Annotated in this window: 32 protein-coding genes and 1 pseudogene; 8 read left to right on the forward strand and 25 right to left on the reverse strand. The window is 51.7% G+C overall.

Annotated elements, in window-relative coordinates; genetic code table 11:
* Window positions 1-6: 6 nt before the first annotated feature.
* The 9 genes from lysC to O1Q98_RS18360 form a co-directional block, all read right to left on the reverse strand.
* On the reverse strand, window positions 7-195 hold the full coding sequence (gene lysC, locus O1Q98_RS19825) for an Rz1-like lysis system protein LysC (RefSeq protein ID WP_420810494.1): 189 nt from the start codon (window positions 193-195) through the stop codon (window positions 7-9).
* The gene (locus O1Q98_RS18325; RefSeq protein WP_125258889.1) at window positions 113-550 is read right to left on the reverse strand and encodes a DUF2570 domain-containing protein; all 438 of its coding nucleotides are present in this window, start codon (window positions 548-550) and stop codon (window positions 113-115) included. The genes lysC and O1Q98_RS18325 overlap by 83 nt, the downstream gene beginning before the upstream one ends.
* On the reverse strand, window positions 547-1,092 hold the full coding sequence (locus tag O1Q98_RS18330) for a lysozyme (protein WP_125258890.1): 546 nt from the start codon (window positions 1,090-1,092) through the stop codon (window positions 547-549). Before O1Q98_RS18330 ends, O1Q98_RS18325 begins: the two co-directional genes overlap by 4 nt.
* Entirely contained in the window at window positions 1,076-1,378 is a 303-nt protein-coding gene (locus tag O1Q98_RS18335) for an HP1 family phage holin (RefSeq protein ID WP_125258891.1), read from the reverse strand. Before O1Q98_RS18335 ends, O1Q98_RS18330 begins: the two co-directional genes overlap by 17 nt.
* Window positions 1,369-1,569 (reverse strand): tail protein X, encoded by a 201-nt coding sequence (locus O1Q98_RS18340; RefSeq protein ID WP_125258892.1) that lies wholly within the window; start codon window positions 1,567-1,569, stop codon window positions 1,369-1,371. The genes O1Q98_RS18335 and O1Q98_RS18340 overlap by 10 nt, the downstream gene beginning before the upstream one ends.
* Window positions 1,569-2,060 carry a head completion/stabilization protein gene (locus tag O1Q98_RS18345; protein ID WP_125258893.1) on the reverse strand — a complete coding sequence of 164 codons (492 nt, stop codon included), beginning with the start codon at window positions 2,058-2,060 and terminating at the stop codon, window positions 1,569-1,571. Before O1Q98_RS18345 ends, O1Q98_RS18340 begins: the two co-directional genes overlap by 1 nt.
* Before the next feature lie 95 nt (window positions 2,061-2,155).
* The gene (gpM, locus tag O1Q98_RS18350) at window positions 2,156-3,043 is read right to left on the reverse strand and encodes a phage terminase small subunit (RefSeq protein WP_125258894.1); all 888 of its coding nucleotides are present in this window, start codon (window positions 3,041-3,043) and stop codon (window positions 2,156-2,158) included.
* A gap of 43 nt (window positions 3,044-3,086) precedes the next feature.
* On the reverse strand, window positions 3,087-4,142 hold the full coding sequence (locus tag O1Q98_RS18355; RefSeq protein WP_125258895.1) for a phage major capsid protein, P2 family: 1,056 nt from the start codon (window positions 4,140-4,142) through the stop codon (window positions 3,087-3,089).
* A gap of 30 nt (window positions 4,143-4,172) precedes the next feature.
* Window positions 4,173-5,012, reverse strand: coding sequence for a GPO family capsid scaffolding protein (locus O1Q98_RS18360; protein ID WP_125258896.1), 840 nt, complete (start codon window positions 5,010-5,012; stop codon window positions 4,173-4,175).
* Between the two features lie 158 nt (window positions 5,013-5,170).
* Here O1Q98_RS18360 and O1Q98_RS18365 point away from each other — a divergent pair, with 158 nt between their 5' ends.
* Both O1Q98_RS18365 and O1Q98_RS18370 read left to right on the forward strand, forming a co-directional pair.
* Window positions 5,171-6,898 carry a terminase large subunit domain-containing protein gene (locus tag O1Q98_RS18365; protein ID WP_125258897.1) on the forward strand — a complete coding sequence of 576 codons (1,728 nt, stop codon included), beginning with the start codon at window positions 5,171-5,173 and terminating at the stop codon, window positions 6,896-6,898.
* A complete protein-coding gene (locus O1Q98_RS18370) occupies window positions 6,898-7,950 on the forward strand; it encodes a phage portal protein (RefSeq protein WP_125258898.1) in 1,053 nt (350 codons plus the stop codon). Before O1Q98_RS18365 ends, O1Q98_RS18370 begins: the two co-directional genes overlap by 1 nt.
* Before the next feature lie 395 nt (window positions 7,951-8,345).
* Here the strand turns inward: O1Q98_RS18370 and O1Q98_RS18375 are convergent, their stop codons facing one another.
* The 14 genes and pseudogenes from O1Q98_RS18375 to O1Q98_RS18445 form a co-directional block, all read right to left on the reverse strand.
* The gene (locus O1Q98_RS18375) at window positions 8,346-8,567 is read right to left on the reverse strand and encodes a hypothetical protein (protein ID WP_125258899.1); all 222 of its coding nucleotides are present in this window, start codon (window positions 8,565-8,567) and stop codon (window positions 8,346-8,348) included.
* A gap of 18 nt (window positions 8,568-8,585) precedes the next feature.
* Window positions 8,586-8,798: a hypothetical protein gene (locus O1Q98_RS18380; protein ID WP_019843869.1), complete on the reverse strand. Its 213-nt coding sequence runs from the start codon at window positions 8,796-8,798 to the stop codon at window positions 8,586-8,588.
* A gap of 183 nt (window positions 8,799-8,981) precedes the next feature.
* Complete coding sequence (locus O1Q98_RS18385; RefSeq protein WP_125258900.1) at window positions 8,982-9,350, reverse strand: helix-turn-helix domain-containing protein; 369 nt, start codon at window positions 9,348-9,350, stop codon at window positions 8,982-8,984.
* 70 nt (window positions 9,351-9,420) lie between these two features.
* A complete protein-coding gene (locus O1Q98_RS18390; RefSeq protein WP_042871369.1) occupies window positions 9,421-9,681 on the reverse strand; it encodes a type II toxin-antitoxin system RelE family toxin in 261 nt (86 codons plus the stop codon).
* 202 nt (window positions 9,682-9,883) lie between these two features.
* Complete coding sequence (locus O1Q98_RS18395) at window positions 9,884-12,418, reverse strand: replication endonuclease (protein WP_125258901.1); 2,535 nt, start codon at window positions 12,416-12,418, stop codon at window positions 9,884-9,886.
* Window positions 12,418-12,705, reverse strand: coding sequence for an ASCH domain-containing protein (locus O1Q98_RS18400; protein WP_164512971.1), 288 nt, complete (start codon window positions 12,703-12,705; stop codon window positions 12,418-12,420). The genes O1Q98_RS18395 and O1Q98_RS18400 overlap by 1 nt, the downstream gene beginning before the upstream one ends.
* Window positions 12,702-13,619, reverse strand: coding sequence for a DNA cytosine methyltransferase (locus O1Q98_RS18405; RefSeq protein ID WP_125258902.1), 918 nt, complete (start codon window positions 13,617-13,619; stop codon window positions 12,702-12,704). The genes O1Q98_RS18400 and O1Q98_RS18405 overlap by 4 nt, the downstream gene beginning before the upstream one ends.
* Window positions 13,616-14,449, reverse strand: a complete 834-nt coding sequence (locus O1Q98_RS18410) for a DNA adenine methylase (RefSeq protein WP_125258903.1) — start codon at window positions 14,447-14,449, stop codon at window positions 13,616-13,618. The genes O1Q98_RS18405 and O1Q98_RS18410 overlap by 4 nt, the downstream gene beginning before the upstream one ends.
* Window positions 14,446-14,676, reverse strand: coding sequence for a hypothetical protein (locus O1Q98_RS18415; RefSeq protein WP_125258904.1), 231 nt, complete (start codon window positions 14,674-14,676; stop codon window positions 14,446-14,448). The genes O1Q98_RS18410 and O1Q98_RS18415 overlap by 4 nt, the downstream gene beginning before the upstream one ends.
* Entirely contained in the window at window positions 14,676-14,906 is a 231-nt protein-coding gene (locus tag O1Q98_RS18420; RefSeq protein ID WP_125258905.1) for a DUF2732 family protein, read from the reverse strand. Before O1Q98_RS18420 ends, O1Q98_RS18415 begins: the two co-directional genes overlap by 1 nt.
* Window positions 14,907-14,970: 64 nt before the next feature.
* Window positions 14,971-15,312: a DUF5347 family protein gene (locus O1Q98_RS18425; RefSeq protein ID WP_125258906.1), complete on the reverse strand. Its 342-nt coding sequence runs from the start codon at window positions 15,310-15,312 to the stop codon at window positions 14,971-14,973.
* 61 nt (window positions 15,313-15,373) lie between these two features.
* Window positions 15,374-16,221, reverse strand: a pseudogene (locus O1Q98_RS18430) (IS5 family transposase).
* A gap of 1 nt (window position 16,222) precedes the next feature.
* Window positions 16,223-16,444, reverse strand: a complete 222-nt coding sequence (locus O1Q98_RS18435; RefSeq protein ID WP_125258923.1) for a phage filamentation protein Fil family protein — start codon at window positions 16,442-16,444, stop codon at window positions 16,223-16,225.
* 226 nt (window positions 16,445-16,670) lie between these two features.
* Window positions 16,671-16,883, reverse strand: a complete 213-nt coding sequence (locus tag O1Q98_RS18445; RefSeq protein WP_125258925.1) for a DNA-binding protein — start codon at window positions 16,881-16,883, stop codon at window positions 16,671-16,673.
* Window positions 16,884-17,190: 307 nt separating this feature from the next.
* Between O1Q98_RS18445 and O1Q98_RS18450 the strand changes: the two genes are divergently transcribed.
* The 5 genes from O1Q98_RS18450 to O1Q98_RS18470 all read left to right on the forward strand — a co-directional run bounded on the left by O1Q98_RS18450 (window position 17,191) and on the right by O1Q98_RS18470 (window position 21,722).
* Window positions 17,191-17,622, forward strand: a complete 432-nt coding sequence (locus O1Q98_RS18450) for a helix-turn-helix domain-containing protein (protein WP_125258926.1) — start codon at window positions 17,191-17,193, stop codon at window positions 17,620-17,622.
* A 239-nt stretch (window positions 17,623-17,861) separates the two neighbouring features.
* Window positions 17,862-18,473 (forward strand): hypothetical protein, encoded by a 612-nt coding sequence (locus O1Q98_RS18455; protein ID WP_125258928.1) that lies wholly within the window; start codon window positions 17,862-17,864, stop codon window positions 18,471-18,473.
* Window positions 18,474-18,552: 79 nt separating this feature from the next.
* Entirely contained in the window at window positions 18,553-19,731 is a 1,179-nt protein-coding gene (locus O1Q98_RS18460) for a BRCT domain-containing protein (protein WP_125258929.1), read from the forward strand.
* A 92-nt stretch (window positions 19,732-19,823) separates the two neighbouring features.
* A complete protein-coding gene (locus O1Q98_RS18465; RefSeq protein WP_125258930.1) occupies window positions 19,824-20,708 on the forward strand; it encodes a BRCT domain-containing protein in 885 nt (294 codons plus the stop codon).
* Between the two features lie 6 nt (window positions 20,709-20,714).
* The gene (locus tag O1Q98_RS18470; RefSeq protein WP_125258931.1) at window positions 20,715-21,722 is read left to right on the forward strand and encodes a phage integrase; all 1,008 of its coding nucleotides are present in this window, start codon (window positions 20,715-20,717) and stop codon (window positions 21,720-21,722) included.
* A gap of 400 nt (window positions 21,723-22,122) precedes the next feature.
* Here the strand turns inward: O1Q98_RS18470 and O1Q98_RS18475 are convergent, their stop codons facing one another.
* Both O1Q98_RS18475 and modE read right to left on the reverse strand, forming a co-directional pair.
* Complete coding sequence (locus O1Q98_RS18475) at window positions 22,123-22,530, reverse strand: hypothetical protein (RefSeq protein WP_125258932.1); 408 nt, start codon at window positions 22,528-22,530, stop codon at window positions 22,123-22,125.
* A gap of 321 nt (window positions 22,531-22,851) precedes the next feature.
* Window positions 22,852-23,643, reverse strand: a complete 792-nt coding sequence (gene modE / locus O1Q98_RS18480) for a molybdenum-dependent transcriptional regulator (RefSeq protein WP_125258933.1) — start codon at window positions 23,641-23,643, stop codon at window positions 22,852-22,854.
* Window positions 23,644-23,840: 197 nt separating this feature from the next.
* Here modE and O1Q98_RS18485 point away from each other — a divergent pair, with 197 nt between their 5' ends.
* Window positions 23,841-23,990 (forward strand): AcrZ family multidrug efflux pump-associated protein, encoded by a 150-nt coding sequence (locus O1Q98_RS18485; RefSeq protein ID WP_125258960.1) that lies wholly within the window; start codon window positions 23,841-23,843, stop codon window positions 23,988-23,990.
* Window positions 23,991-24,063: the final 73 nt, after the last annotated feature.

Consider the following 24,063-nt stretch of genomic DNA (forward strand, 5'->3'; position numbering starts at 1 on the left):
ATTCCCCTATGGTGTGGCGGCGGCGTCCTTCAGGCGCTGAAGGCGACGCAGGTACATATCGTTGATGGCGGCCTTGTCTGCGTTGCAGGTGTCCAGCGCATCCAAAAGCTGATCACTCCAGAGCGCGACCGCGCCCCATGTCACCGGCGCTTTCAGTACGGGCGTCGGTGTCGGTGCCGTCAGGCCGGACGGCACCGTGTCGTGCAGTAACTGCACGCTGGGCGACGGCGGCGCGTTTTTGCAGGCTGTCGCTGACAGCAGCAGGCACCACAGTGTTAGCACACGTATCGGGCTGCATCCCCTCGCGCATTTTTTCACGGCGTTCTTCCCCTTCGGCATAACGCTGTTGCTCACGCTCGCGCACCTGCGCCAGCACGTTTCTGGCATCGTCAGCCAGTGCCCGGACTTCAGTTAACAGCTCGCGCTGTTGCCGGGCGCTGTCAGTCAGTGCCTCGGTATGCGCCCGGTCGATGCCGCGCTGGTAGGTTTGCCAGAGCACGCCACTGACGGCCAGCACCAGCAGTACAGCAAGGGTGGCGACCAGCTTCATGGCACCCCCGCCAGATCGCGCAGGCACCAGGCTTTGACATCGTTGCGACGATTGACCAGCCCGGCGGAGCGCTGGCCACCGCTGTTGACAAAATCGGTCAGCCGCTCACACATCGCGGGCCATTCGTGCGCCTGCGCGTGTTTCCAGATGGTGGTGCGCTGCTTGCTGCCCTGCCGGTTGGTAAACCACATCAGGCCGCTGCAACCGAGGTTAAACGCCGTGTCGGTCATGGCTTCAAACGCCGATTGCGGCATGGCTGCGCCGTTAAAATTGCCGTTGACGCAATTCTCTGCCCGCTGCATATCGTTAACCCAGCGGCGGGCAATCTCGTCCTGGCCATACGGCCGGTTTTGCACGTTGCCGGTAGAGCCAATGCCCACCGTCAGCACCCCGGCGGGGCAGTAATACGGCGACGTGCGGCAGTCTTCCCAACTGGCCGTTTTCTGCTGTGCTTCCAGCGAAGTGCGCAAGGTGCCGGGGGACAGCGTGACGCCGAGCGCGACAATCAGCGCAATCGAACAGCGTTTAATCGCGGTTTTCATCGTCAACATCACCCTGATGCAAAATGGCCACCGCACGGCGTTCCGACACGTTCAGCGTGCGTCGCTCGGACTGCTGTAAAATCTGTTCAATCAGTTCATTGCGGCGACGTTGTTCGCGCTCGATACGACGCCGGAATAACCAGGCGCGCCACGCAGTGACGACACCGATAACCAGCCCCGCCAGCGCCACTTTTTCACTGACGGTCATTACCCCGATGCCTGTCACCATGACGGACAGGCCATAGGTCACGCCATCATTGAGGCGCTGAAGATCGTTTAATCCCATAACTGCACCGTTTCCTGTTTTGTCTGGCGGGGAATGTCGGGCAGCGTGATAGCCTGCCCGGCCGTCAGAAACATCTGGCGGCTTAACCCCGGATTGGCGGCGATCACCTGCTCGGTGACACCGGCGGATGTGCCGTAATGGCGATAACAGAGCAAGTCCACCGTATCGCCCTGAAGCGCCCGGACGACCATCAGCACAACTCCGCAAAAAGGCGCTGGGTGCCGCGTATATCGGCGATGCTCCAGCGTGCATCACGCCACAAATCGTCACGCTGGCTGTCAAAGGTGTCGGTTGCTTTGTCGCCTTTGGCCGTGGTATCCACATCGCGGTATCCCTCCAGCAGCAGCGCCCGGGCAATGGCATAAACCGCACGCTGGAAGCGGTACACTTTGATGCTTTCGCCGTTGACCTGTCCGGCCGGGACGTCCGCCAGTGCGGCATATCCGGCGGCCTGTTGTGTCTGCTGCCAGCTCGCCAGTTGGTCAGTCACATGCACCACCGCTTCCGTGGTGACATGCATCAGGCGAGTGGTGGTGATACCGCCGGTGATGCGGGCAGCCAGACGGAGATCGCGCAGGACAATCACCGGCCAGAACGCCCCGGCGTTAACCGATGCCGCACCATCGTCAATTTCCGGTACGTCGCCGCTGTCGCTGACACGTTTTGACGCCACCAGGCTCATACTCACTCCCAAAAGTCAGGCGGTGGGCACCGGGCAAAAAGACCGTATACGGGCAGATCACCCGGCGCGCCGCCTGTCGGACGGGGCCGAAGTCGTTAACGTTTGGCAGACTGACGGGCGGTTTTGCTTTTGCCCGTCGGCCGTGTGGTTTTTCGCGCCGTGGTGTTACGCACGGCGCTCTTTTTTACCGCTGGCTGCGCGGCATCGGCTGAAGCCGCAGGCGGTGTCTCCCCGGCGGGTGTTGCCGTGCTTGTCTCATCGTCGCCGGGTGCGCCGTCTTCCGGTGCGTTGCGGCTGCCCGGCATGAGTTTTTTCAGCTCGCGCGTCAGGGTGGCAATCTCCCGTTTCACGCCTGCGTTCGGATTGCGGGCCATCGCTTCCCGGAACAGGGTCAGTGCCTCGGCTTTGGTTTGTGCATCCACTGCCGCACGGCGTGAGAAGGCACGGGCTTTGCACAGCTTGGCGCGCACTTCATCCGGCATGTCTTTTCCGTCCACAATGGCGGCCACGTCATCCAGCACGGCGGTATACCCGCTCAGGTCGGCGTCGGCATCGGTGGTGGCCAGCGTCAGCACCGGGTTACTCACCTCTTCGGCCAGTACCGTCACCGCATCACGGCGGAACTTGTCGCCAGGCAAAGACAGGCCATGTTTAACGACGTAGCGCCCAAGCTTCAGCGCCAGTGCGCTATCCTGGCAGTCAATCGCCCACACCATCAGGGTGACGACAACCTCATCCTGTCGGCCGCTGTCGCTTGCCAGCGTGCCATCAATCCAGCCGTCGTATTCCGGCAGCATGGCTTTTTTCATCTCCGCTTTGGTTGCAGCGGATTGCACCTGTTTCAGTGCGGCCTGATGCAGGCGCAGGCGGTGAAGGATTTGTTCATGGGCGGTACGCGACACCTCCGTTTCGGCGTCGGTGTCCGCCTGGCCCCGGCGCTCGGCCATGACCCGCTGAAAGTGTCGCTGTGCCGGTGTCAGCATGTTGTGTTCTCCGGTTGGGGCGGAGTGTTACCCCGCCGGGTTGTTACTGGCCGTCACCTGCTGCCTGTGCAAACTGAATCCCGTCGATCAGGGCGACCTTGCCGTAGTCCTCCACCACAAAGTCATCATTGGACGACTGGTAGGTCGCTATCCGGTTGTAATGGGGCTCTTCGACGATGCTGCGGCGCAGCGCCCCCAGTTGGTAGTAAACCGACAGGTTTTTAAACGAAGTGATCAGCACCGCATTGGATGGGAAGTACGGTGCCAGAAAGGTCGGCAGGCCGCCCACGCGATCCTGACTGACAATCAGCTGACCGGCCAGTAATTCGGTATTGGGGTTGCTCTGACTTAGCGCATTGAGGCGTGGAAAGTTGCTGGACGTCAGCAGGTCTGACGCCATGATGACCACCAGATCCGGTGCCTTGCGATGCCACGGATCTAACAGGCTGTTTTTGGCGTCAAACACGGCAGTGTCGAGGTTGCCGTAGGTGCCTTTGGCGACAATCTTGTTGTCTTCATCGCGGGCAGTCAGCGTGACGTTTTTGATAATGCGGTGCGCCGCATCGTTGCGGATTTTTTGCAGCCAGCCGACACCGCAATCCTGCAATAGCGGATTGACGCTACGGTTGGATGTCTCGGCATAAGTGGTGCCGTTGAAACCAACCATGATGCGATCAAGGCCGATTTGCCGCGCATTGGCCTGGCTTATCAGCGCCTGAAAGTTCGGCTGTGTCGCCCAGGCATCCAACTGCGGGTAGCTGACCGCCGAGTCATAGTTTACTTTGCGACAGTAATAGCTGTTCGGCTCTTTGGAATGGTTGTCCGTTGGGTTACGGCGGGCCGTGCCGTCGCTGCTGTTGTTGGTGCTGGCAATCGGCCCTTTACTGCCGATCAGGATTTTCTGACCTTCCTGCGCTTTTACACCAAATACGTTAATCTGCTTCAGAAATTCATCGCTTTCCTGTGCCGCCTGTTCCATACGCTGCTGGGCAGCAGGCGTGACACTGTACGCCATTGCCACCGCATTCGGTTGCACCCCGTTCAGCTGCGCCTGACGTGAAATGTACTGATCAAAAAGATTACGGGTAGAGTTTTCCATGTTCGCTTGTCTCGTCTCGCTTAACGGTCGTTAAAAGTCAGCCAGTTGTACGCTGCTGTTACCACCGCTGGCCGCCGGGCGCTGGCTGTAACTGTTATCCTGCGTCGCCAGTTTTTGCGTGAGTGCAGCCAGTTCACCGGTCAGCGTCTGGATAGTGCGGTTGTCCTGCTGCTGTTGGGTTTTCAGCGTGTTGAAACTGTCCAGCAGGTCAGCATGGGACTGGGCGATGTTCTCCACTGCCTCGTGCACCTGGGTAAACTGTTCACTGTCCGACTTACGGCCTTTGCCGATAATCCCCATCACGCGGGAAAACCACTGTTTCCCTGCGTCGCTGTTTTGACTGGCAAGCTCGATGATTTCCGCTTCAATGGCGTCAGAAAACAGCGGCGCGTCGCCTTGCTGCTTGTTGAATGCCTGGATTTGTGCGCGTTGCTGGGCGGTAAACTTGAGGCGCTCAGTGCCAAGGCTGGCCGGGGTGTCGGTCATGGCCAACCCCACGACATATGCCTTGCCGTTGAGGGCAAACTGAGGGTGCAACTCAATACTGGAATACACCTTCTTGCCTTCATCAGTCAGTTGCTTCATGCGCGCTGAGGGTTCGATTTCCGCATAGAGTGCGGTACGTCCGGCGAGCGGCCCTTCAGTAATGTCTTCCGTACTTAATGCGGTCACATCCCCCATCGCGCCAAATTCGCTATTGGGCAGCATGGAAAGGTAGTGCTCAACGTTGACGCGTGCGCCATACACATCAGTGCGGTAACTGGCGGCGGCGTCGCGCAAGTGTTCAGGGCTGATTTCACGCCCGTCAACGGTGGAGCCGGAGACAGCAACGCGGAATTTTTTACGGGCGGGCTGGGTTGTTGCGCTCATGCCTGTTTGTCCTGTCATGTGGTGTCAGTGGCGTCATGATGGCAGAGCGTAACTCTCTGTCTCAACGCGGTTTTGTTGTCGGCGGAGGGCCAGAGCCGAAAGTGGGCGAAAGGCGGATCGCGCGCGGGTAATCTTCCCGGCAGAGGGGGAAACCGCGCATGATTCAGGATGCATTTGTACGGCAGCGAGCAAAACAGCTTTACTGGCAGGGCTACCCGCCAGCGGAAATCTCGCGCCTGATGGGGATTAATCAAAACACGGTGTACGCCTGGAAAAAGCGCGACGAATGGGACGAAACGCCGCCTATCCAGCGCGTAACGCATTCTATCGATGCACGGTTGTGCCAGTTGGCCCAGAAGCCGACTAAAACCGGTGGCGACCTGAAGGAAATGGACGCGCTAACCCGGCAGTTGAAAACGCTGAACGACGGCCAGCCGGGCAATGCCGCAGGCGGCAAGAAACCCCGCCAGCGTAAAGTGAAAAATCACTTCACGGACGAGCAAATCACCGCGCTGCGGGAAAAAATACTGGATTCCCTTTCGTGGCATCAACTTGGCTGGTATGAGCAACGTCACCACCGAAACCGCATGATACTGAAATCACGCCAGGTGGGTGCCACCTGGTATTTTGCACGCGAGGCATTGCTTGATGCACTGCGCGACGATGTGAAATACCCCTATCAGCGCAACCAGATTTTTCTGTCGGCGTCACGTCGGCAGGCACACCAGTTCCGGGGCTTTATCCAGAAGGTGGCGGAAGAGGTGGACGTTGAACTGAAAGGCGGTGACAAAATCATCCTGAGCAACGGGGCCGAGTTGCATTTCCTCGGCACGTCTGCGGCAACGGCGCAGTCCTACACCGGCAATCTGAAGTTTGACGAGTTTTTTTGGGTCAGCAATTTCACCAATCTGCGCAGGGTAGCCGGAGCGATGGCGACGCTGAAGGGGCTGACGCGCACCTACTTTTCCACCCCGTCGAGCGAAACCCATGAAGCCTACCCGTTCTGGACGGGCGCACGCTGGAATGAGAAGCGCAGCAAGGCGAAAAAAGTTGAGTTTGATGTGTCCTGGAAAGCGCTCAATAGCGGCTTGCTATGCCCGGATAAAACCTGGCGGCAGATTGTGACGTTACAGGATGTTATCGATCACGGCTGGGAATACACCGACCTGGAGGAAATTCAGGATGAAAACAGCGGAGATGATTTTCTCAACCTGTATATGTGTGAGTTCGTCCGGGATGGCGAATCCGCGTTTAATCTTAACGCCCTGATCGGCTGCGGTACCGACGGTTACGACGAGTGGCCGGACTGGAAGCCGTTCGCATCACGCCCGATGGCCGATCGCGGTGTCTGGATTGGTTATGACGCCAACGGCAGCAGCGGTAACGGCGACAGCGGGGCCATCTCGGTGGTGGTACCCCCCCTGGTGGCAGGCGGCAAGTTCCGCACCATCGAAACCCAGCAGATACGCGGCCTGGAGTTCGAAGAGCAGGCGAAGGTTATCGAGGCGCTGACCTTCAAATACAACGTGCAGCACATCGCCATCGATGGCACCGGTATCGGTGAAGCAGTCTACCAGATTGTGAAGAAATTCTTCCCGGCGGCAGTGTGCTTCCTGATGTCGGTGTCATCCAAACGCGCCTTAGTGCTGAAAATGCTTCAGGTCATTCGTGCCGGTCGCTGGGAGTACGACCACAGCGAGCGCGCACTGATTAATGCGTTTAACGCCGTGCGGCGCGTCAAGACACCGGGTGGCATCATGACTTACGACACCGACCGCGCACGCGGCTCTAATCATGGCGATCTGGCCTGGGCAACCATGCTGGCCGTCATCAATGAACCACTTGGCCAGGAACAGGGCGGTGGTGGCTTTGCGATGGAGTTCTGATGAAAAGAAAAAACAAATCCGGCACACATCAGGCGGCTAACGCCAGTCAGCCGGATATGGCCTCGGCCCTGAAAAGCGATCCGGGGCTGAGTGCGTTTACCTTTGACGGCCCCTATCCGGTCATGGACGGCCATGACCTGCTGGATAACATGTATTGCGCCGACAATGGCCGTTATTACGATACCCCGGTGGACTGGTACGGGCTGGCTCGCGCATTTGGCAGCGCGTCATGGCACCAGTCGGCGCTGTACTTCAAACGCAATGCGCTGACCGGGTGCTTTATCCCGCACCCGTTATTGTCGCGTCAGGCGTTCTCCGCCTTCGTGCTCGACTGGTTTGTTTTCGGCAACGGTTATCTTGAACGACGGGTCAACCGATTGGGCGGCGTGCTTGCCCTGCGCCACGTTCCGGCCAAGTACACCCGGCGCGGCAGCGACCTGAATACCTATTGGTTTATCCGCCAGTGGAAAGATGAACACACGTTTGATACCGACAGCGTGTGCCATGTCATCAACCCGGATATTCATCAGGAGATCTACGGTATGCCGGAGTACATGGGCGCGCTGCTGTCGGCAAGCCTGTCACACTCCGCCGATATGTTCCGCAAGCTCTACTATGACAACGGTTCGCACGCCGGGTGCATTATCTACATCGGCGCATCGCAGGTGGATAACGAGAGTATGGAGAGCGTGAAGAAAACGCTGAAGGAAGCGCGCGGTAAAGGCGCGTTTAAAAACCTGCTGTTACATGCGCCGGGCGGCGGTGAAAAAGGGGTGCAGATTATTCCCTTCAGCCAGATATCCGCCAAGGATGAATTCCTGAATATCAAATCGGTGACGCGTGACGACATCCTCGCGGCGCACCGTGTACCGCCGCAACTGATGGGGGCCATGCCGGAAGGCAACGGTTCTTTTGGCGATGTGGAGAAGGCCGCGCGGGTGTTCGCCATCAACGAATTAATGCCGGTAATGGAAGCGCTGAAGCATGTGAATGACTGGCTTGGTATGGAGGTGATCCGCTTCAACCCTTACGCCCTGCTGAAAGCCGAGTGATACCCCGCCGCTGCCGCCGTACTCACACGGCGGTTTTTATTCAAAAACTTTCACGTCACCCACGCGTAATCTCTTTTCAGATCAACGGCTAACGCCACCATTTCCCACCCACATAAAACCGCATCAGCGCCACGCCATTGGGCGCTCACACCGGATGCCGCGCCGCGTCTCCCGAAGGGACATACGCACGCAGCAGGCCGGGAAATAGGTCGGATTTGGCACATCAACGGGGAGCCCTGCCTACCCCCCATCGCGGGGGCTGTTCCCCCGTCACCTGCGCGCTGCTCTCGCTTCATTTTTTGTGCAAGTGCAGAAACCGGCCCGGCGCGCGTGCGTACCGGGCGGAAAGGGGAAAAATAGCATCAAAAAAGTTGTGCAAAATTGTGCGGATTTGTTCAAGAATCAGTTGCAGCTTCTTCTATAGCCTGTGCATATGAAGGATTGCTAGTTGGGTTCTGAAGTTCTAACGTCAGCCCACGTTTCCCATTGTGTATATTACATACGAAATTTGATTTTGGATCTCTATAGACTGTTCTGTACTGTCCCGGTTCTGCTTTTATTTCCCAAATTCCAAACAGTTTCGCGATTCTTGCCGCGATTTCAGGTGTAATCTTCATTATCCAATCCTTTTGTAATTATTGATATTTTGTTAAAGCTGCCGGTGATACATCTAACAATTTAGCTATACCTGTTTTACTCATCCCTGCATTTCTCAGTATGTAAATTAGATTTTTACCATCGTCAGTAATGCGACCTCCTGAGGTTTTTGCGATGTCAATAATGCTGTCTAGGATTTCAACTTTTTTTTCTAATTCAGCTAGTTGCTTTTGTATTGGACTGATTGCCATAGTCTGTTTTCGCTCAATGCAATTAATTATGTTTTAAACTTAACCTAAATATTTAAAACATTCAATCATTTTTTTAATTTTTTCATTCAGTGTCTCATGATTTTAAAGCCCACTATCTCTGGTGGGCCATGGCATCATTGATTCTTTTTAAACCATGCGAACATAGATATGCACACTCATAAATCACAAAATCATCTGCTCAGGCCGACACCCATACAGTTCAGCCAATTTTTCGCGGGTTTTCTTTTGCGGTCGAGAGTCTTTTGCTTCCCACTGTGAAACCGCTGATTGTGTCGTCCCCAGCTTTTCAGCCACATCATATTGTGATAATCCACGATGTATGCGCCAGGCAGCAAGCAGGCTTACATCGTCACGAAACATGATTTCTACCACTTCATTAGGCACGGTTTCGTTATCATGCTCATCAGCAAGATAAGGGATCTCTTCATAGCCTGCGTCGCTATCAGACATCAGCTTTTCATATTCGCCGATTGGCAGCACTACAAACTGAGGCTTGCCGTTCACGTCATTGATAAATTGTAGTTTTGACATAATTTCATCCGGGTGTCAGTGAGTCGCGGTGTATGTCATAAGGAAACGGGCGGGTTTCCCCGCCTGATAGTCAGTAAGTTGTTGAGGTTCTGCGCTTGACCGCCTGCACTTCGCAAACAACAGGCTCACCCTTAATGATCTCGAAAATAACTCTGTAATCTCCCACGCGTAACCTAAATTTACCGGCCTCACCTTTCAACGCGGTAATATCGAGTTTGACTGCGGGAAAATTCTCCAACTCGGCGACTTTCTCACTAATGGTGTCCTGATATCTTCGGTCTATCGTTGAACGTTGTTTCAACGCTTTCCTTGTCCAGATTACCTTTACCATCTGTTTCCTCGGTTTTTAAAGAGCATATCCGCTTGGGATGAACCGACAATAAGATATTTATCTAATTAACGCAACAATTATCTAATCTTTAATCTAATTATCTTATATCTCTCCGTCTATTTTCATCATCTCAGCCATTATCGCTAACCATTCGCTGGCAGCTTTGCTTCCCATATAGCTCATAGATGGCCAGCACAGACATTTATGACTCGCGGCTCAACTCACGCAGCGCCGCGACTCGCTGCATCAAACCAGCTTTATCAACCTGCTGTTTCTCTGCTTCACGATACAGTTCCCCGTTTCTTCTGGCGTAATAACGATATCCACAAAACTCAATGGGATGACCCGCAGCCAGCCTGCTGGCCTCTCCGATGCTGATATCCCAGCCTATTGAGCGGGCGAAATCGGCAATACTCGCGCGCCAGTCGTCCGATCGCTTACGAACAGTCTGTTTTTCTGTTGATTCAGGTAGCTGAGTTGTAGACGAGTGATGGTTATGCCGCCGATCTGGCGGCTGGGTTCGCAACCGATTGAGCAAGGCGCGCCGTTCTTTGTCGGTCATGTGGTCAAAGTCGGTGAAGGTTTGAGCGGATGTATCGTCAATTTCTCCATCTGGCGGTTCACGGCCACCATAGCCATCCCCATCTATACCTGCCGGAATGGCTGTTTTTTCATCTCCCGTAGAGTTATTGACAGAACTCCAAGCGTCGCCGGTTGGCGACGTAACGGCTACACCACTCCCGGTGCCAATGCTGGCACCATCGTCAATGGCCTGTTTTTTGCGGATTTTCCACTTGATTAACCGGGTGCAGATACGGGATATCGCCCCCATACGTGGGGAGAACACACCGAAGATTTTTTCCGGTGTCTCGCCGTAGGTGTTTTGTTCGTCAGCGTCTTCATAGGCAATGCGCACGGTGTAGCGCTCGCGTGGGATCAGCACACCGCCTTGCTTTTCGATGTACGTGGCAAAGCAACCGGCGTCAGCCGATGCCAACACGGCATCCATTGCCGGGTCAGCAAGCTGCGCGGCCCCGCGTTTAAACGTGCCGTTTTCTTTCTGGGCTGCGGTAAGCTGGTTTGCCAGGCGACGCAGCTCACGCCATACCGTTACCGGCGGCAACCCGAACGGCTGAAACTGTCGGATGTTATGCTGTGACGCCCAGGCCATCGCAAACTTTGCCGTTTCACGTAACGGCTTACCGGTTTCGTTATCCAGCTCGCCATCCAGCGCGTAACCGTCGATATTTTTACTGATGTACTTCGCCACGTACGCCGTCGCGCTGCCTTTTCTTGGATCGAGCTTTTTAGCCTTGAATCGTGCGCCGGTGTTGCGCCCCAGCTCCGCACGGTCTTCAGCAATAAAATACTCACGCAAGATATCAGTGATGGCCTTCCTGTCGGCAGGTGGCATAAACAGCAACACATGCCAGTGCGGGGTAGCGTCGTGGTGCGGCTCGGCAACACGGAAACCATAGGGACGCAGGCCTCGGCGATTTAGTTTTGACATCGCTTTAGCCCAGGTGCGGCACAAATACCGCTGCCCTTGACGAGGAGAAGCATGATCCCATTTAGGGTTTTGATGACCGTTCTGGATGTTAGCGTGGTAACGCGACGGGCAGGTGATAGTAAGGAAAACACCTTCATCACCCCGCGCGATTGCCACCATTTCAACACCGGCCATGCGCGTCATCAGTTCATGGCGGCGAATAACGGGATTACTGATGCTGGCATACACCATGCTCTCTAACGAGGCGACGTTACCATCTTCATCAACCAGTTCATGCGCTTTAAAATACTCACGGTTTTTGCGGCGCTGCTCTTGCCACAGGTTAAGCGCATCAAGGCTGACATACGGCATACGCTTTTTATGCACAACGCCGATGGCGCGGAACTGGTTTTCCCGCCATTCACAACGCAGTCGCCACAACTTCCGCTCCCACCATTCAGGTGATGTGATGCGCAAAATGGCGGAATAGATGCGGTGCCGGGCTTGTTCATCACCGATAACCAACCCCCAGCACGGCGGCGTCACACGTAATGCCAGCAGTTCGCGTCCCAGATGGCGATATAGCCACTGCATTTCATCATTGGTCATGTCCTCCGGCGATGTGTTGCCGCACTCGGTTTCAAACATTTCGGCGACGGCGGCCGCCAGAGTGTGCGCGGCATTAATCACCTCATGTTTGGTAAACCCGGCCAGATGTGACCAACGCGGCCCCCAATAGGCCGCAAGTTCCGATGCAAAACCATCACGCACACCTTGCTGTGCGCGCACGGCATCCAAACGCAACAGGGCTTTTTTCACGGTTCCCATAAAAAAAGCGCTGGTGTGTCGCGGCTCGCGGTTCGCACGTAACCATTCGATTTTTTGGCGGTAAACATCACGGATAAAAGGCGGCTGCTCGTGTAAGTGTGCGGCCACGCCTTCCGGCGTTTTCATCCAGCCGCTAATCGTTTCCTGATGGCCCTGACGCTCTATTTCCGCCAGAGCGCGCCGGATACGCAACTGCGTGCTGTTTGGCTCCCTGTGCTCCAACTGCGCCACGGCCTGACTAAGATTCCGGTCATCACCTGTGGCCAAAGCGCGTTTAACCATCCGGCTCAGATGCCGCGTGACGGCGGGATTCGGTTCCGCATCGGTAACGAGTAGAGAGGGGCGAAGATCAGCCACGCCCGACGGTGCGGAGATCGCCGGGCGTGGAGCGTTCCAGGGATAGGCCCACTGTTCAGGCATCACTCACAAACCCCGTCACCTATCCGTATGGCAAAAACGTTTACCGGTTTATCGCCAAAATGCGGGTGTGTAATCGTCTGCATTTCATAGCCGAGCCAGGGCAGGATCAGGCGGCGTGACATATCAGAACGGGCCGGATAGCCCCATGTAATCACCAGTTGTTCATAATCCCGACCAACCAGCCGACGCCGCCAGTAAGCATTGTCCAACCGGTATTCAAAGGGCTTCATCCCAGCCTTCATTGCAGCGAAATATTCCCCCATCACCGCGAGTTGTAGAATGCTCACAGACAACCCCCTATGGCCTCAACAACCCGGCACATGGCAACGGGAGGCACAGCATTACCCGCCATATTGACGGTCAGGCGGTGACTTTCTGGCGTGATATACGATGGCGGAAAAGACATTGCGGCCATTACTTCCCGTTTTGTAATCATCCGCATACGGTCACCATCCACTATGGCCCACCTGTCTCTGGTTGTGATTGTTCCGATGGGGCGGTTCAGACTGCGGCCTGTTTTTGTATTTCCGTAATAGCTGAAAATGAATCGCTCACCGAACTGGCGGCGACCACTTTCGATACGCTCTAACGTTGATATCGCACGACCCGGACGATTTATTGGTGACCATTTCCCGTCATCAAAATCAATTAATGTGGCGGCGGAAACATGACTGATGCGAGGCAGATCGAGTAATAGCGGGGAGCGGCTGAGGGTACATACAAGAAATAGGCGGATGCGATTCTGAGGAACCCCTAGATCAGCGCAATCAACAATATGCGGCGATAACGCATAACCCAACGCCGCCATTGCCGCCGCCCATGCCGGATACAACGCCCAATTCAGAAATTCAGGCACATTCTCAACAATCACGGCTGACGGCCTGTGATATTCCACGGCCGACACAACAGCCCAAGCGGTTGAGCGGCTCGCATCATGCTGTGGATTCCCGGCGGCTTTCCCTCGCGCACGGCTATGCCCCTGGCAGCATGGTGACGCCATCATAAGATCGTGCGGGGGAACATTACTCCAGTTGGCCTGATGCAAGTCCTGACAAACGTGGATTGCATCAGGATGGTTTAAACGATGATAGTCAACCGCAGCGGGCCAGTGATTAGCGGCCCAGACAACTTGCGCACCGGCCATCCGTGCGCCGGTTGATGAACCGCCGAATCCGGCGAAGAGATCGATAGCCTTCATCATGCCGTACCCCGTTCAGACACCGGCAGACGCTTGGCGATGATTTCCCCGGCCTGTTTGCTTTCCCCAGCCGCCACACCGACGCTACGCGGGGCGGTGAAGCGGCAGATATCAAACTGGTGGTACAGGCTGTGAGCGTGGTGAGTGTCGCTGTTGGAGGCGATGACAGGTATCCCACGTTCGACCAGGCGTGATAACGCGCTGCACAGGTCATACTGATCGTTATGGGTGAAACCATCGGTGTGATAACTGGTGAAGCTGGCCGTTGGCGTTTGCGGGATGTACGGCGGATCGCAGTACACCACATCGCCGGGGTGGATTAGTTGCAATGTTTCACCAAACGCCGCACAGATGAATTTTGCACGGCGGGCTTTTTCGGCAAATGCCCGAATCTCGGCCAGCGGGAAATAAGGCGATGCATAATGCCCGTAGGGGACGTTAAATCCACCGGCGCGGTTATAGCGACAAACGCCCCGGTAGCCGTGCCGGTTCAGATAAAGAAACAGCGCCGCAGAGGTAGTGCGATTCTCTTTGCTGCGGTTAAATACCTGCCGGAAACGGTAATAACTTTCGGCTGTATTCGCCGTGCGAAACAGACCTTCTGCGGTATCAATAAACTCCTTCACATCCTCTTTGATGACCTGATACAGGTTAATCAGGTCAGGGTTGATATCCGCGATCAGGTATTCCGGGTAATCGGTATTCATCATGACCGAACACGACCCGGCGAACGGCTCAACCAAACGATCACCAGCCGGTAAATGCTCGCGCAGGATATCCATTATGCGGGCCTTGCTGCCGACCCATTTCAGCGGTGTGGCAATAATGCTCATAAGGCACTCCGCGATATCGATACAGAACCAACCTTGTCGCTCAACACCTCCACAGCCCGTTCCAGATCGGCTAATTTCTGCATGTCTCTGGCCGCTGCGGTTCTGAATTCAATTAATTCACGAGCCATCAATACGACCTCATGACTGAACGCGCCAATGAACGGCGAGCCGTTGCAAATTTCTCGCAGCAGCTCGTCACTGACGTTCTCCCTGATTCTGTTGGCCATCAGTGCAACTCCTGAGCGGAGTGCTCAAAACGCTCTGATTCCTGGCGTATCAGTTCCACCACCTCGGCGGCGGAGAGGTCACGTTGTTGAGCACGGACAGCCAGTGCCGCGAGGCGCAGTGAGAAAGAAAAATGCTGGTCTTTGCGCTCCTCCAGACGGGCTTTATTCAGCAGCTCGATCAGTGCGCCATCAGCGGCGACGGTCATGGTTTTTATTTCGGTATTTTTCATTGTGATTTCCTTTTTTCAGGTAATAGAAAGCCCGGCGGGTTTACGCCTAAAAATGGGGTTTTTATTACAGTGGAAGAATTAAGTTTTTTGGGAATAAACTCACAACTGCGCGGAGCTTATTCATTGCCCTAATTAGCCGTTCTTTCTCGCCAGTGGTCAGTTCATTAAATTTCAGGTGATGCCGTTCCTTATCAATATCCGCTAATTCAAATATTGCTGACAGCACGCGCATATTTTTATGGTAATCGTCATCAATCTTGTCCCGCATATCGTCAATAAAGCGGCACATCTCTTTCTCACTGTTTGTTCTGAAGTGTTTCCCTCTCAGCATGGCTATGTGGTTTAGCCCCTCTGTTTTTTCCGCGATACTGAGCGGAATGGCGCGAGCGGGTTCGGTATTAGCCATGACGCTACGCCGCAATACCCATAAGGCGGGAAAACCAGCGGCGCTTTTTAGGCCGTGTCCCTTAACTTAACAACCGCTTCAAAAATAACCTGATCGCTCCCAGTTTTAGCATACTCAGGTAGTTTCTGGCGGTTTTTTCCGAGCGGGTGGCAATACGGCGATTTTCTTTGAGTATCGCAAAGCAACGCTCCACGACATTGCGTTTTTTTGTACAGGCGCGTGTCGAGGTGACGACGTCCGTCCCGACTGGCCTTCTCATTCGATTTTAAACGGAATAACCGCTTTATATTCCTTTCATTTTCAAATGAATGCGAAGGTTTTTACCTGAATAACCCTTATCCGCCAGCACCGCTTTCGGACGTGATTTCAGGTGCCCGCCTTTTCGGATAATCCCGACCCGGTTGAGCAACGTTTCCGCGTATCGGCTTTCGTGGGCCTGTCCACCGCTCAGGCAAAAACTCAGCGGTAATCCTGTGCCATCTGTCGCCAGATGGATTTTGGTGCCAAAGCCGCCGCGAGAGCGACCCAGCCCATGGTCCTCGCATTCATCGGGATGTTTTTTTTCGCACCAGCGGCCGCTTTCAGGGCGCGAACGTTACTGCCATCCAGCGCGATAACATCCCAGTCAATCAGCGCTTTTTCATCCAGAATCTGGAGTAATTTATTGAAAATGCTGTTCATTATTCCGGCTTTAGACCACCGATTGAAGCGGTTGTAAATGGTTTTCCATTGACCATAACGCTCAGGTAAATCCCGCCACGGCGCGCCAGAGCAAAGCACCCAAAATATGCCATTCATGACATGTCTGTGCGCAAAGTAAGGACGCCCGCCTCGGGAAGAGCCTCTTTCAGGCGGCAGCATGGGAGAAATCAGCGCCCAAGCGTCATCGGGAAAATCATAACGAGCCAAATTAAAGCACTTCTTGTGATGAAATCATGTCCCTGATTGTACAAAAAACAGTTACGGGACACACCCTAGGTTCTGGCATGTAAGGTTTTTGGCTCCATGGGGCAAAATAGACCTGACTCACGGACGGCTTAACGCGCTGGCCGTTAGGCAGTTCCAGCCAGCCTTTGCCCTGATTAGGGATTATTGGTGGCTGAGAAATGAATACACGAGCTATGGAAATCATATTCTCACCTCGTAGTGTGAAGGTTATCGATATAACCGGTGGCTAATGCCATTGCATCAAATAAACCGTAAGACTGCCCCGCCTGACTAACACGATATCGGGTAGTCGGGTTTAATGTTGTTCGCGGGCATTTAATAATTGAGAAGCCACGATATACGTTTGTGTGTTTACTTAATTGCGTAATGGCGTATTTGTGGCCTGATTTTTTATTCTCCATGTAGCTCCTTTATATTTCACTGCTGGCGATGGCATCGCGCAGCATGGCAACGAGATTCACCTCTACTTTCTCGTTTGCTTTTTCTTTTGGCCGGATAATGATTTTTCCGCTTTTTACCATGCCCCGACACGTTTCAAAGGGGATACCCGTTAATTCTGAGTATTTCTTGAGAGAAACATACGGCGTCGGGACATTGATATTGATGGTTAGTCCTTTACTCATATCGCCTATCCTTCAGCGCTAAACGACTCCAGCCCCCGGAGAAAAACCAGTCTCGCCATGCTGGAGAGGGAGCGGCTTTCTTTTTCAGCCAACGCGGCCAGCCTGGCGCGTTCATCATCAGATAAACGCATAGGCGTTGGGTTTTTTGATGCGATTCCGCGAGGCAAGCGTGAACGCTGTTCTGTGATTACGCACATTAATTCAGCATTACCATTAGGCGTTCCAGTATTGACCGGCGCGCCCTGATCATGATTTTCTTGTGTCATAATGGTATGTTGTGATCCACTATTGTTCTATGTAAATCATTATGGGATCAATAGATCTCTTTTGTCAAGGTGTGGAAGTGACCTTTAGATCTCAATGTGCCGAAAGATTGAAGTCCGAGCGAAAGCGATTGTCCTTAAATCAGGCCGATGTCGCTGAGTTGTGTGGAGTATCAAGAGAAACATGGGGCAAATACGAGAGAGGCTCCATGGTGCCCGGGGGAGATGTTTTATTCTCTTTTTCTATGGCAGGAGCGAATATTCAATTTGTTCTAACCGGTGAGGAGTCGGGCGGTTTTGCTCTTTCTCGAGATGAAATTGAATTGGTCAAAAGCTTTAGAGCTGCCCCTTTGGCAGTAAAAGCTGCTGCACTTGGCGCATTGGCTGCGGGCAGTTCTGCATCAACAAGCTCGATAAACGTAACCGGTAGCGGCCAGCGTGTTGCTGGTAGGGATTATTACGAAGGTAAGAAATAAATTTCGATATAAGAAAAGGATATTTTTATGAAAAAGAGTCACACAGCATTCCTGTCACTCGCCATTGCTTTAAGCATCCTGTCTTCATCGGTATACGCAAGAAATACACCATGCTCTAAGTCAAAGGGAGGTATTTCACATTGCACGCCCGATGGTCGGTTTGTTTGTAATGATGGATCAGTCAGCCAATCAAAAAAAATCTGTAGCAAGTGATATGACCGTGATAAGGGACATAATCGATGAATGCAGAAGCTCAAGGTGACAGTAATCGGGTAGCCGGGCGTGACTTTTACGAAAGCAGCATCACAGTCGATCAGCTCAATATTGCCATTCCGGCGGCCAATGAAGAAAAACGCCCACTGGTTCCCGCGCAGCGTAAGCAGTTAAACCAACTGGTAAAAGAAATTACTGACGGCGGCTATGAAGAGGGGTTTTCAGTGTGGCAGCGCGTCCATGCTGAGATTGGCGTCAAAAGCATTGAGGATATGACGGTCAACCAGTATCAAACGGCGGTCAGTTATCTTCAGGCATTGCGCGACAGATACCGGGAAAAGGATGCCAGTAATGCACTGGTTCATCTGCTGTTGAAGAATACCCAGCAGGTAGATCAGCGGCAGCAATTAATTCATTACTGCCATATTCATTTCGGTACTGGACGATTAACTGAGCTGACCCGATCGCAGCTCCAGCAGGCGCTTTCATGGTTGGATGACCGCCAGTGTTCGACCGTTCCTGAACAAACTGCGCCTAATGCTCGCCAGAGCTGGCAAGAGGTGCTTAAAGCAGAACCATTGGTTTTCAGTGTAGTGTTTACTGCTGGAATAATTATGGGCGCTATTTTTTTTCGTTAGACGTATCGATAAGTAACATAAAAAATATCTCAACTCTAAAGATAGATAAATCAAATAGCTATTTATAGAAGGGCTTTTTATGACATTTGAAGAATGGATTTCAAAAAACGAGAAAGAAATATTCTTTACTTATACCAATGCTAATAATGAGGTATCTAATAATTACGTTGTCGATGCAGTATATAAAGATAATTATCTTCAAGGGTATTGCATAAACAAGAAAGGTTTTAGAACCTTCAAACTTGAAAGAATACTGGATGTCTACTCTTCAAATGAAGAAATGGTTTCTGCCGCTAGTCCTTTAACTATTGTAGATCTCAAGATTGAAAATCGACGTGTGAAAGATACTCCCCGTGGTTTGGAGATTTGTTTTACTGGTTTTGATAAAGACATAAAGGATGAGCTAGAATCACTCGCTGAAAAAAAAGGACTGTTAGTCAGAAAAGGTATTACAGCAAAATTATATTTCCTGTGTTGTGGCCCTAATGCCGGATGGAAGAAAATAAAACAGGCAAATGAAAAAAACTGTTTCATCCTTTCCAAAGATCAATTTTTTTCATTTGTTGATACAGGTGAGATTCCAATAGAACCGACAGAAGTTTATGACTCTGACGAAAAGGATATACATGAAAAAATAGAAATATTGCACAATGAAATAACTTCAACATTTCGTACTATCAGAGAGCCGCGCAGGAGCACAGCCCTTATTGCACGTTTTGTTGATGGTTATGCTATTGGTTGGCGCTTTGCAATAAGAGAATCTCACCGTAATGCACTAGATATAAAATTAACTAAATTTGTTTTTAATAAGCATCAATATGAGGATTGGACGCAAGGTAGCTCTTTTTCTTTCGGTAGAGGTGATGTCTTTTATAGTGATAAATTGGGTTATAGTGAGTGGAGTGAGTTTTTAAAAATACCTGACGCGGTTGTACTACAAGTCAAATATGAGTGTTTTTCTGGTTATGATCCAGTTGCAACTATTGATGGTTTTTTCTCAGGGGACTTCATTCCAGATAACCAGCTAACGCCTAAAAAACTAACCAATCTACCAATTATGATAAGAAGTGAAAGTTATGACCCTGGGAAAATAACACTGGATATATTTAAGCCTAGTCTTGATAGAAGTAACCTTGACTTGTTTGATACGATAAAAATAACTCAGGACGAACTTATCTCATTACTTCAGTCAGGCTACTACTGGAAGAAGGATGAAGGACAAAAACCAGTGCGTATAAATTTATTTGGTGATAATTAGAAATATTTGTCAATGTTGTTTTTAGTAAATGATTTCCCGGTTGGAAATGTAGTTATAAGTTGACTTTGAAATTATCACCAAAGGAAAATATCATGGCAGATGAAAAACTAGATTTTTTTAACTATAAAAGGAATAAAGATAAATTACTTATTAACCTTATCAATATCATTGAGGGCATAAACTGTGATGGTCATATAGATGAGAAAGAAGTTTTGTTTCTTGATACATGGATAAAAGATGCTGATTTAATCAGTAAAAACTATTGTGTGCGGATGATTTCAAATAGACTTTCCGATATATTGTCTGATGGCGTTATTGAGCCGTATGAATTGAATTATTTGAAAGCTGATTTAATCAAGGTGCAAAAAGAGCTGTCTGATTTACCTGAGCTTGATTTGTACTCTGATGAAGCGGACAAGCATTTATTGGAAGGCCTATGTAAAGGAATGATGGCGAATCATGAACTTAATGATTCAGAAATAAGATACTTAAATTGGTGGCTATCATCTAATGCTTCGCTCAAAGTTAATTACCCTGGAAAAGAGTTATACGCATTGGTTAACCGGATTCTTGCCGATGGGATCATTACATCAGAAGAACGTGATGAATTGAAAAAAGCGTTAATCGCTTTTACCGGAAGTGATGTCTATTCCGGTGTAGTGGATGGGCTGGCAACTCGCTTACCAGTGGATGATATAGAGAGCTTAGTTCTTTCCAATGCAACAGTTTGTCTGACAGGTGAATTCCTTTATGGAAAAAGATCAGTGTGTAAAAAACTGATTGAAGACGCAGGCGGGAAGGTGATTGATAATATAACAGCAAAACTTGATTTTCTTATTATTGGTACATTGAGTTGTAAACATTGGAGATATCAGGCTCACGGTCGGAAAATCGAAAAAGCAATAGACTACCGGGATAATCGTGGCATTCCACTGAAAATAATCAGTGAAGAACAATGGCAGAGCTTTACTGGATAATATTACATGGCTGTAAGCAAACTTCCATCCGGCAAATGGCTTTGCCAATGCTTCCCCTATGGGCGTGATGGTCAGCGCGTTCGTAAACAATTTGCTACCAGGGGTGAGGCTCTAGCGTATGAGCGCCGCCTGATGGCGGAGAAAAAAGGGATATCGACCGAAACCAACAGTACAACGCTGCAAGACCTGATCCAGCGCTGGTATGACATGCACGGCCAGACGCTGGAGTCAGGTGAAGACCGCTACGCTAAACTGATGGCAATCTGTGTTCGGCTGGGTAATCCCTTTGCGGTAGACGTTGATAAAAATATGTTCGCTGTTTACCGCGAACGCCGGTTAAAAGGTGAATGGAACCCAAAAGGGAAGACGGCCATCAAAGAGGCCACAGTTAACCGCGAATATTCCTACCTGCGGGCGGTGTTCTCTGAGCTGAAGCGCATGGGGGAGTGGGAAAAAGAAAACCCACTGGACGGCATACGCCAGTTTAAGGAAGGCGATCAGGAACTGGCTTTCCTGTACCCGGATGAAATTAAGCGCCTGCTTGCTGCCTGCGATGAATCAGAGAATAAAGATCTCGGTATCATCGTTCGCTTGTGCCTGGCGACAGGGGCGAGGTGGGGTGAGGCCCAGACCCTGAAACAATCGCAAATCCTTCCCGGCAGGATCACATTCGTCAAAACCAAAGGGAAGAAAAACCGAACCATTCCTATTTCTGAAAGAATGCACGCCTTGTTGCCCAAGCGGCGCGGCCAACTCTTCAAACCAGCGTATGAGGCATTTAAGCACGCCTTAAAGAAAGCGCACATTGAATTACCAGAAGGGCAGTTGACCCACGTTCTCAGACACAGCTTTGCCAGCCACTTCATGATGCGTGGCGGCAATATTCTGGTGTTGCAGCAGATACTTGGTCATAGCTCTATCACTATGACCATGCGGTATGCACATTTCGCGCCGGATCATCTGGATGCGGCTGTGACCCTGAACCCGTTTGATTCGTTAACTACAGATGAATAATCATGGGGCGCTGCCACGTTAAATCGATGGCAGCAGATTTCCGCATTAGCTCGCATTAACCTGAATTGAATACTGCTAATGTATTGAATTAACGTAACTCTATGATATAAAAGGCGGGCACTAACTTTTTAAAATCCCTCGGCGTACGCGCTGTGCGGGTTCAAGTCCCGCTCTGGGCACCATGCAATAAATGACTGATAAAAATAGAAATAAATAAAAACTCTTCACCGCCTCAAGGCGGTTTTTTTATGCCTGTAATTTGGCAAGTGGCGACAAAATGGCGGCAGCACCCGTCGTTTTTCAGGTACAAAAAAGGCGGCCTTTAATCAGCCGCCATTGTTAACCGTGGTTGAGTAATTGCATTGGCATATCGTTTTCTGGACAGGATTGTGGCGAACGATCACCGGTTTTTTAATGTTCGACTTCCCCTTGAGATCAAGACATCCAGTAGCGTTGAGCCGACGTCATGAACCCGCGTGTCATTGAGCCATTGAAGCCCCTTTTTTTGTTCCGCCTGGCGTAATAGAAATAACGCCGTCAAGCGAGCTGAAATCGGGATCTTCAACCGAGAGGGGCTGTCACTGGCGGTATTCACAACAAAATTATGATTGCCCTGTGCCTGGTAAACAGAAAACGAGGCGCTCATCGGTTTATCGCTCTGATGCGCATCACCGAACAGTCGAGACATCATCAGCCCCGTGCTACTGAACGTTGTTTGTGGGGCGGTTGACGACGGCGTTTGCTGAGAACCCGTTTGTGACAGCGCATTTTGGTCGGCTTTCTGCGGGCTGTCAGCGCGAATTTCCATGTTGTCACCCTTTATTCGCCCAAATGTTGTGATTGGTGAAGTCATCAAGAATGTGCGGAAGATGATTTTGTGATGCTGCCTGTCGCCGCTGGTGGGGGCGGCGTTGCTATCACAGTTGTTATGAGTGCAGGTATTAAGCGTAATACCTTCTTCATTCTCGCCAATCCTTGGTAATGTTTTGATTTTGATATGGATTATCGATGAATCGATACAGGCCGGAGCAGCCTGTTTCGTGGCTATAATAAATGGCAGAGTGAATGAAAACTTTAGATATTTTTAATGGTTTGTGGTGGTAAGCCTCATAATTGAACTTGTCTGCCCCTAACATAGGGTGGCGATAATCACCTGATCGGCATTAAAGCTGGCGTAGACCGCCATCTCAGGCTGAAGGCCTCGCTGTGCTACCTCTTCGTTGGTGAGCGTGGCGCATACCACTTCGCCGCCGTCTAGCGTCACTAACACTTCACTGTGAGTCTCGCCCGGTTGCAGGTGGCTGATGTGGCCTGCTAGTACATTATCGTGGGCGGGCCGAGCGGCGGTTTGTGGGGTGACGATAATCCAGGGGGCTTTAATCAGCGCCAGCACCTCTTTGTGGCTTGCTAATGCCAGACGCGCAACGCTCTGCTGGGTTAATGCCGCCTGAATGCGCGTCTGACCGTCAGCCAATAACATGGACAGATGTTGCTGCACCTGCTGCTGATCGCAGTCGATAATGGTGCCAAAAAACTGATTACGCGCGCTGGTTTGCAGTGAGAAGCGGGCGATAGCGCCGAGCAGGCTGTCCAGCGGTATGCCGTCATCTTGCAGAACATCGAAGGCTTTTTGCTGAATTTGACCCAGTAAATCATACAGCTGTATCAGGCGTTCACCGTAACGGGTCAACATAGCGCCGCCGCCGCCTTTGCCGCCGGTGGTGCGTTCGACCACCGTCTGCTCTGCCAGTTGATTCATTTCGTTAATGGCATCCCAGGCGCTTTTATAGCTAATGTCGGCCAGGCGTGCGCCTTGGCTGATGGAGCCGGTTAGTTTTACCTGCTTGAGTAGTGCAATCCGCCTTGGGTCGGCAAACAGGCGTTGCTGAAGTTTTAGGGTGAGAAGAATCTCTGCTTGCATGAGGAGTATCCCTGTTTGAGTCGAGGTTTTTGGCTATTGTTATCGTTTTGCGCTTAACAGGCAAACCGCACAAATCGCCGCGTCGGTTTTGGCGATTCAGGTAAACTGGTCAGCAAATCTGAAGATGGCATGCGCCTTCTGAGTTTAATGAGTCGCCGGTCGCGTAAGCGCGAATCGGCATGAAATGCGAGGTGGATATGTTGGAATTGCTGAAAAGCCTGCTGTTTGCGGTATGCATGGTACCGGTGATGATGGCGCTGATTTTAGGGGCTATCTACGCTTTGGGAGAGGTATTTAACCTGTTTTCCGCCATCGGCCATCGCCAGTCTGCGCCAGCGCGCAAATAATCGCAGTCTGATTTCTGTGATGATGAATCCGGCCAATGGCCGGATTTTTTTGCGCTTAAACATTTCTGCGCCA

Origin of the sequence: Dickeya lacustris (assembly GCF_029635795.1) — a bacterium.
GTDB lineage: Bacteria > Pseudomonadota > Gammaproteobacteria > Enterobacterales > Enterobacteriaceae > Dickeya > Dickeya lacustris.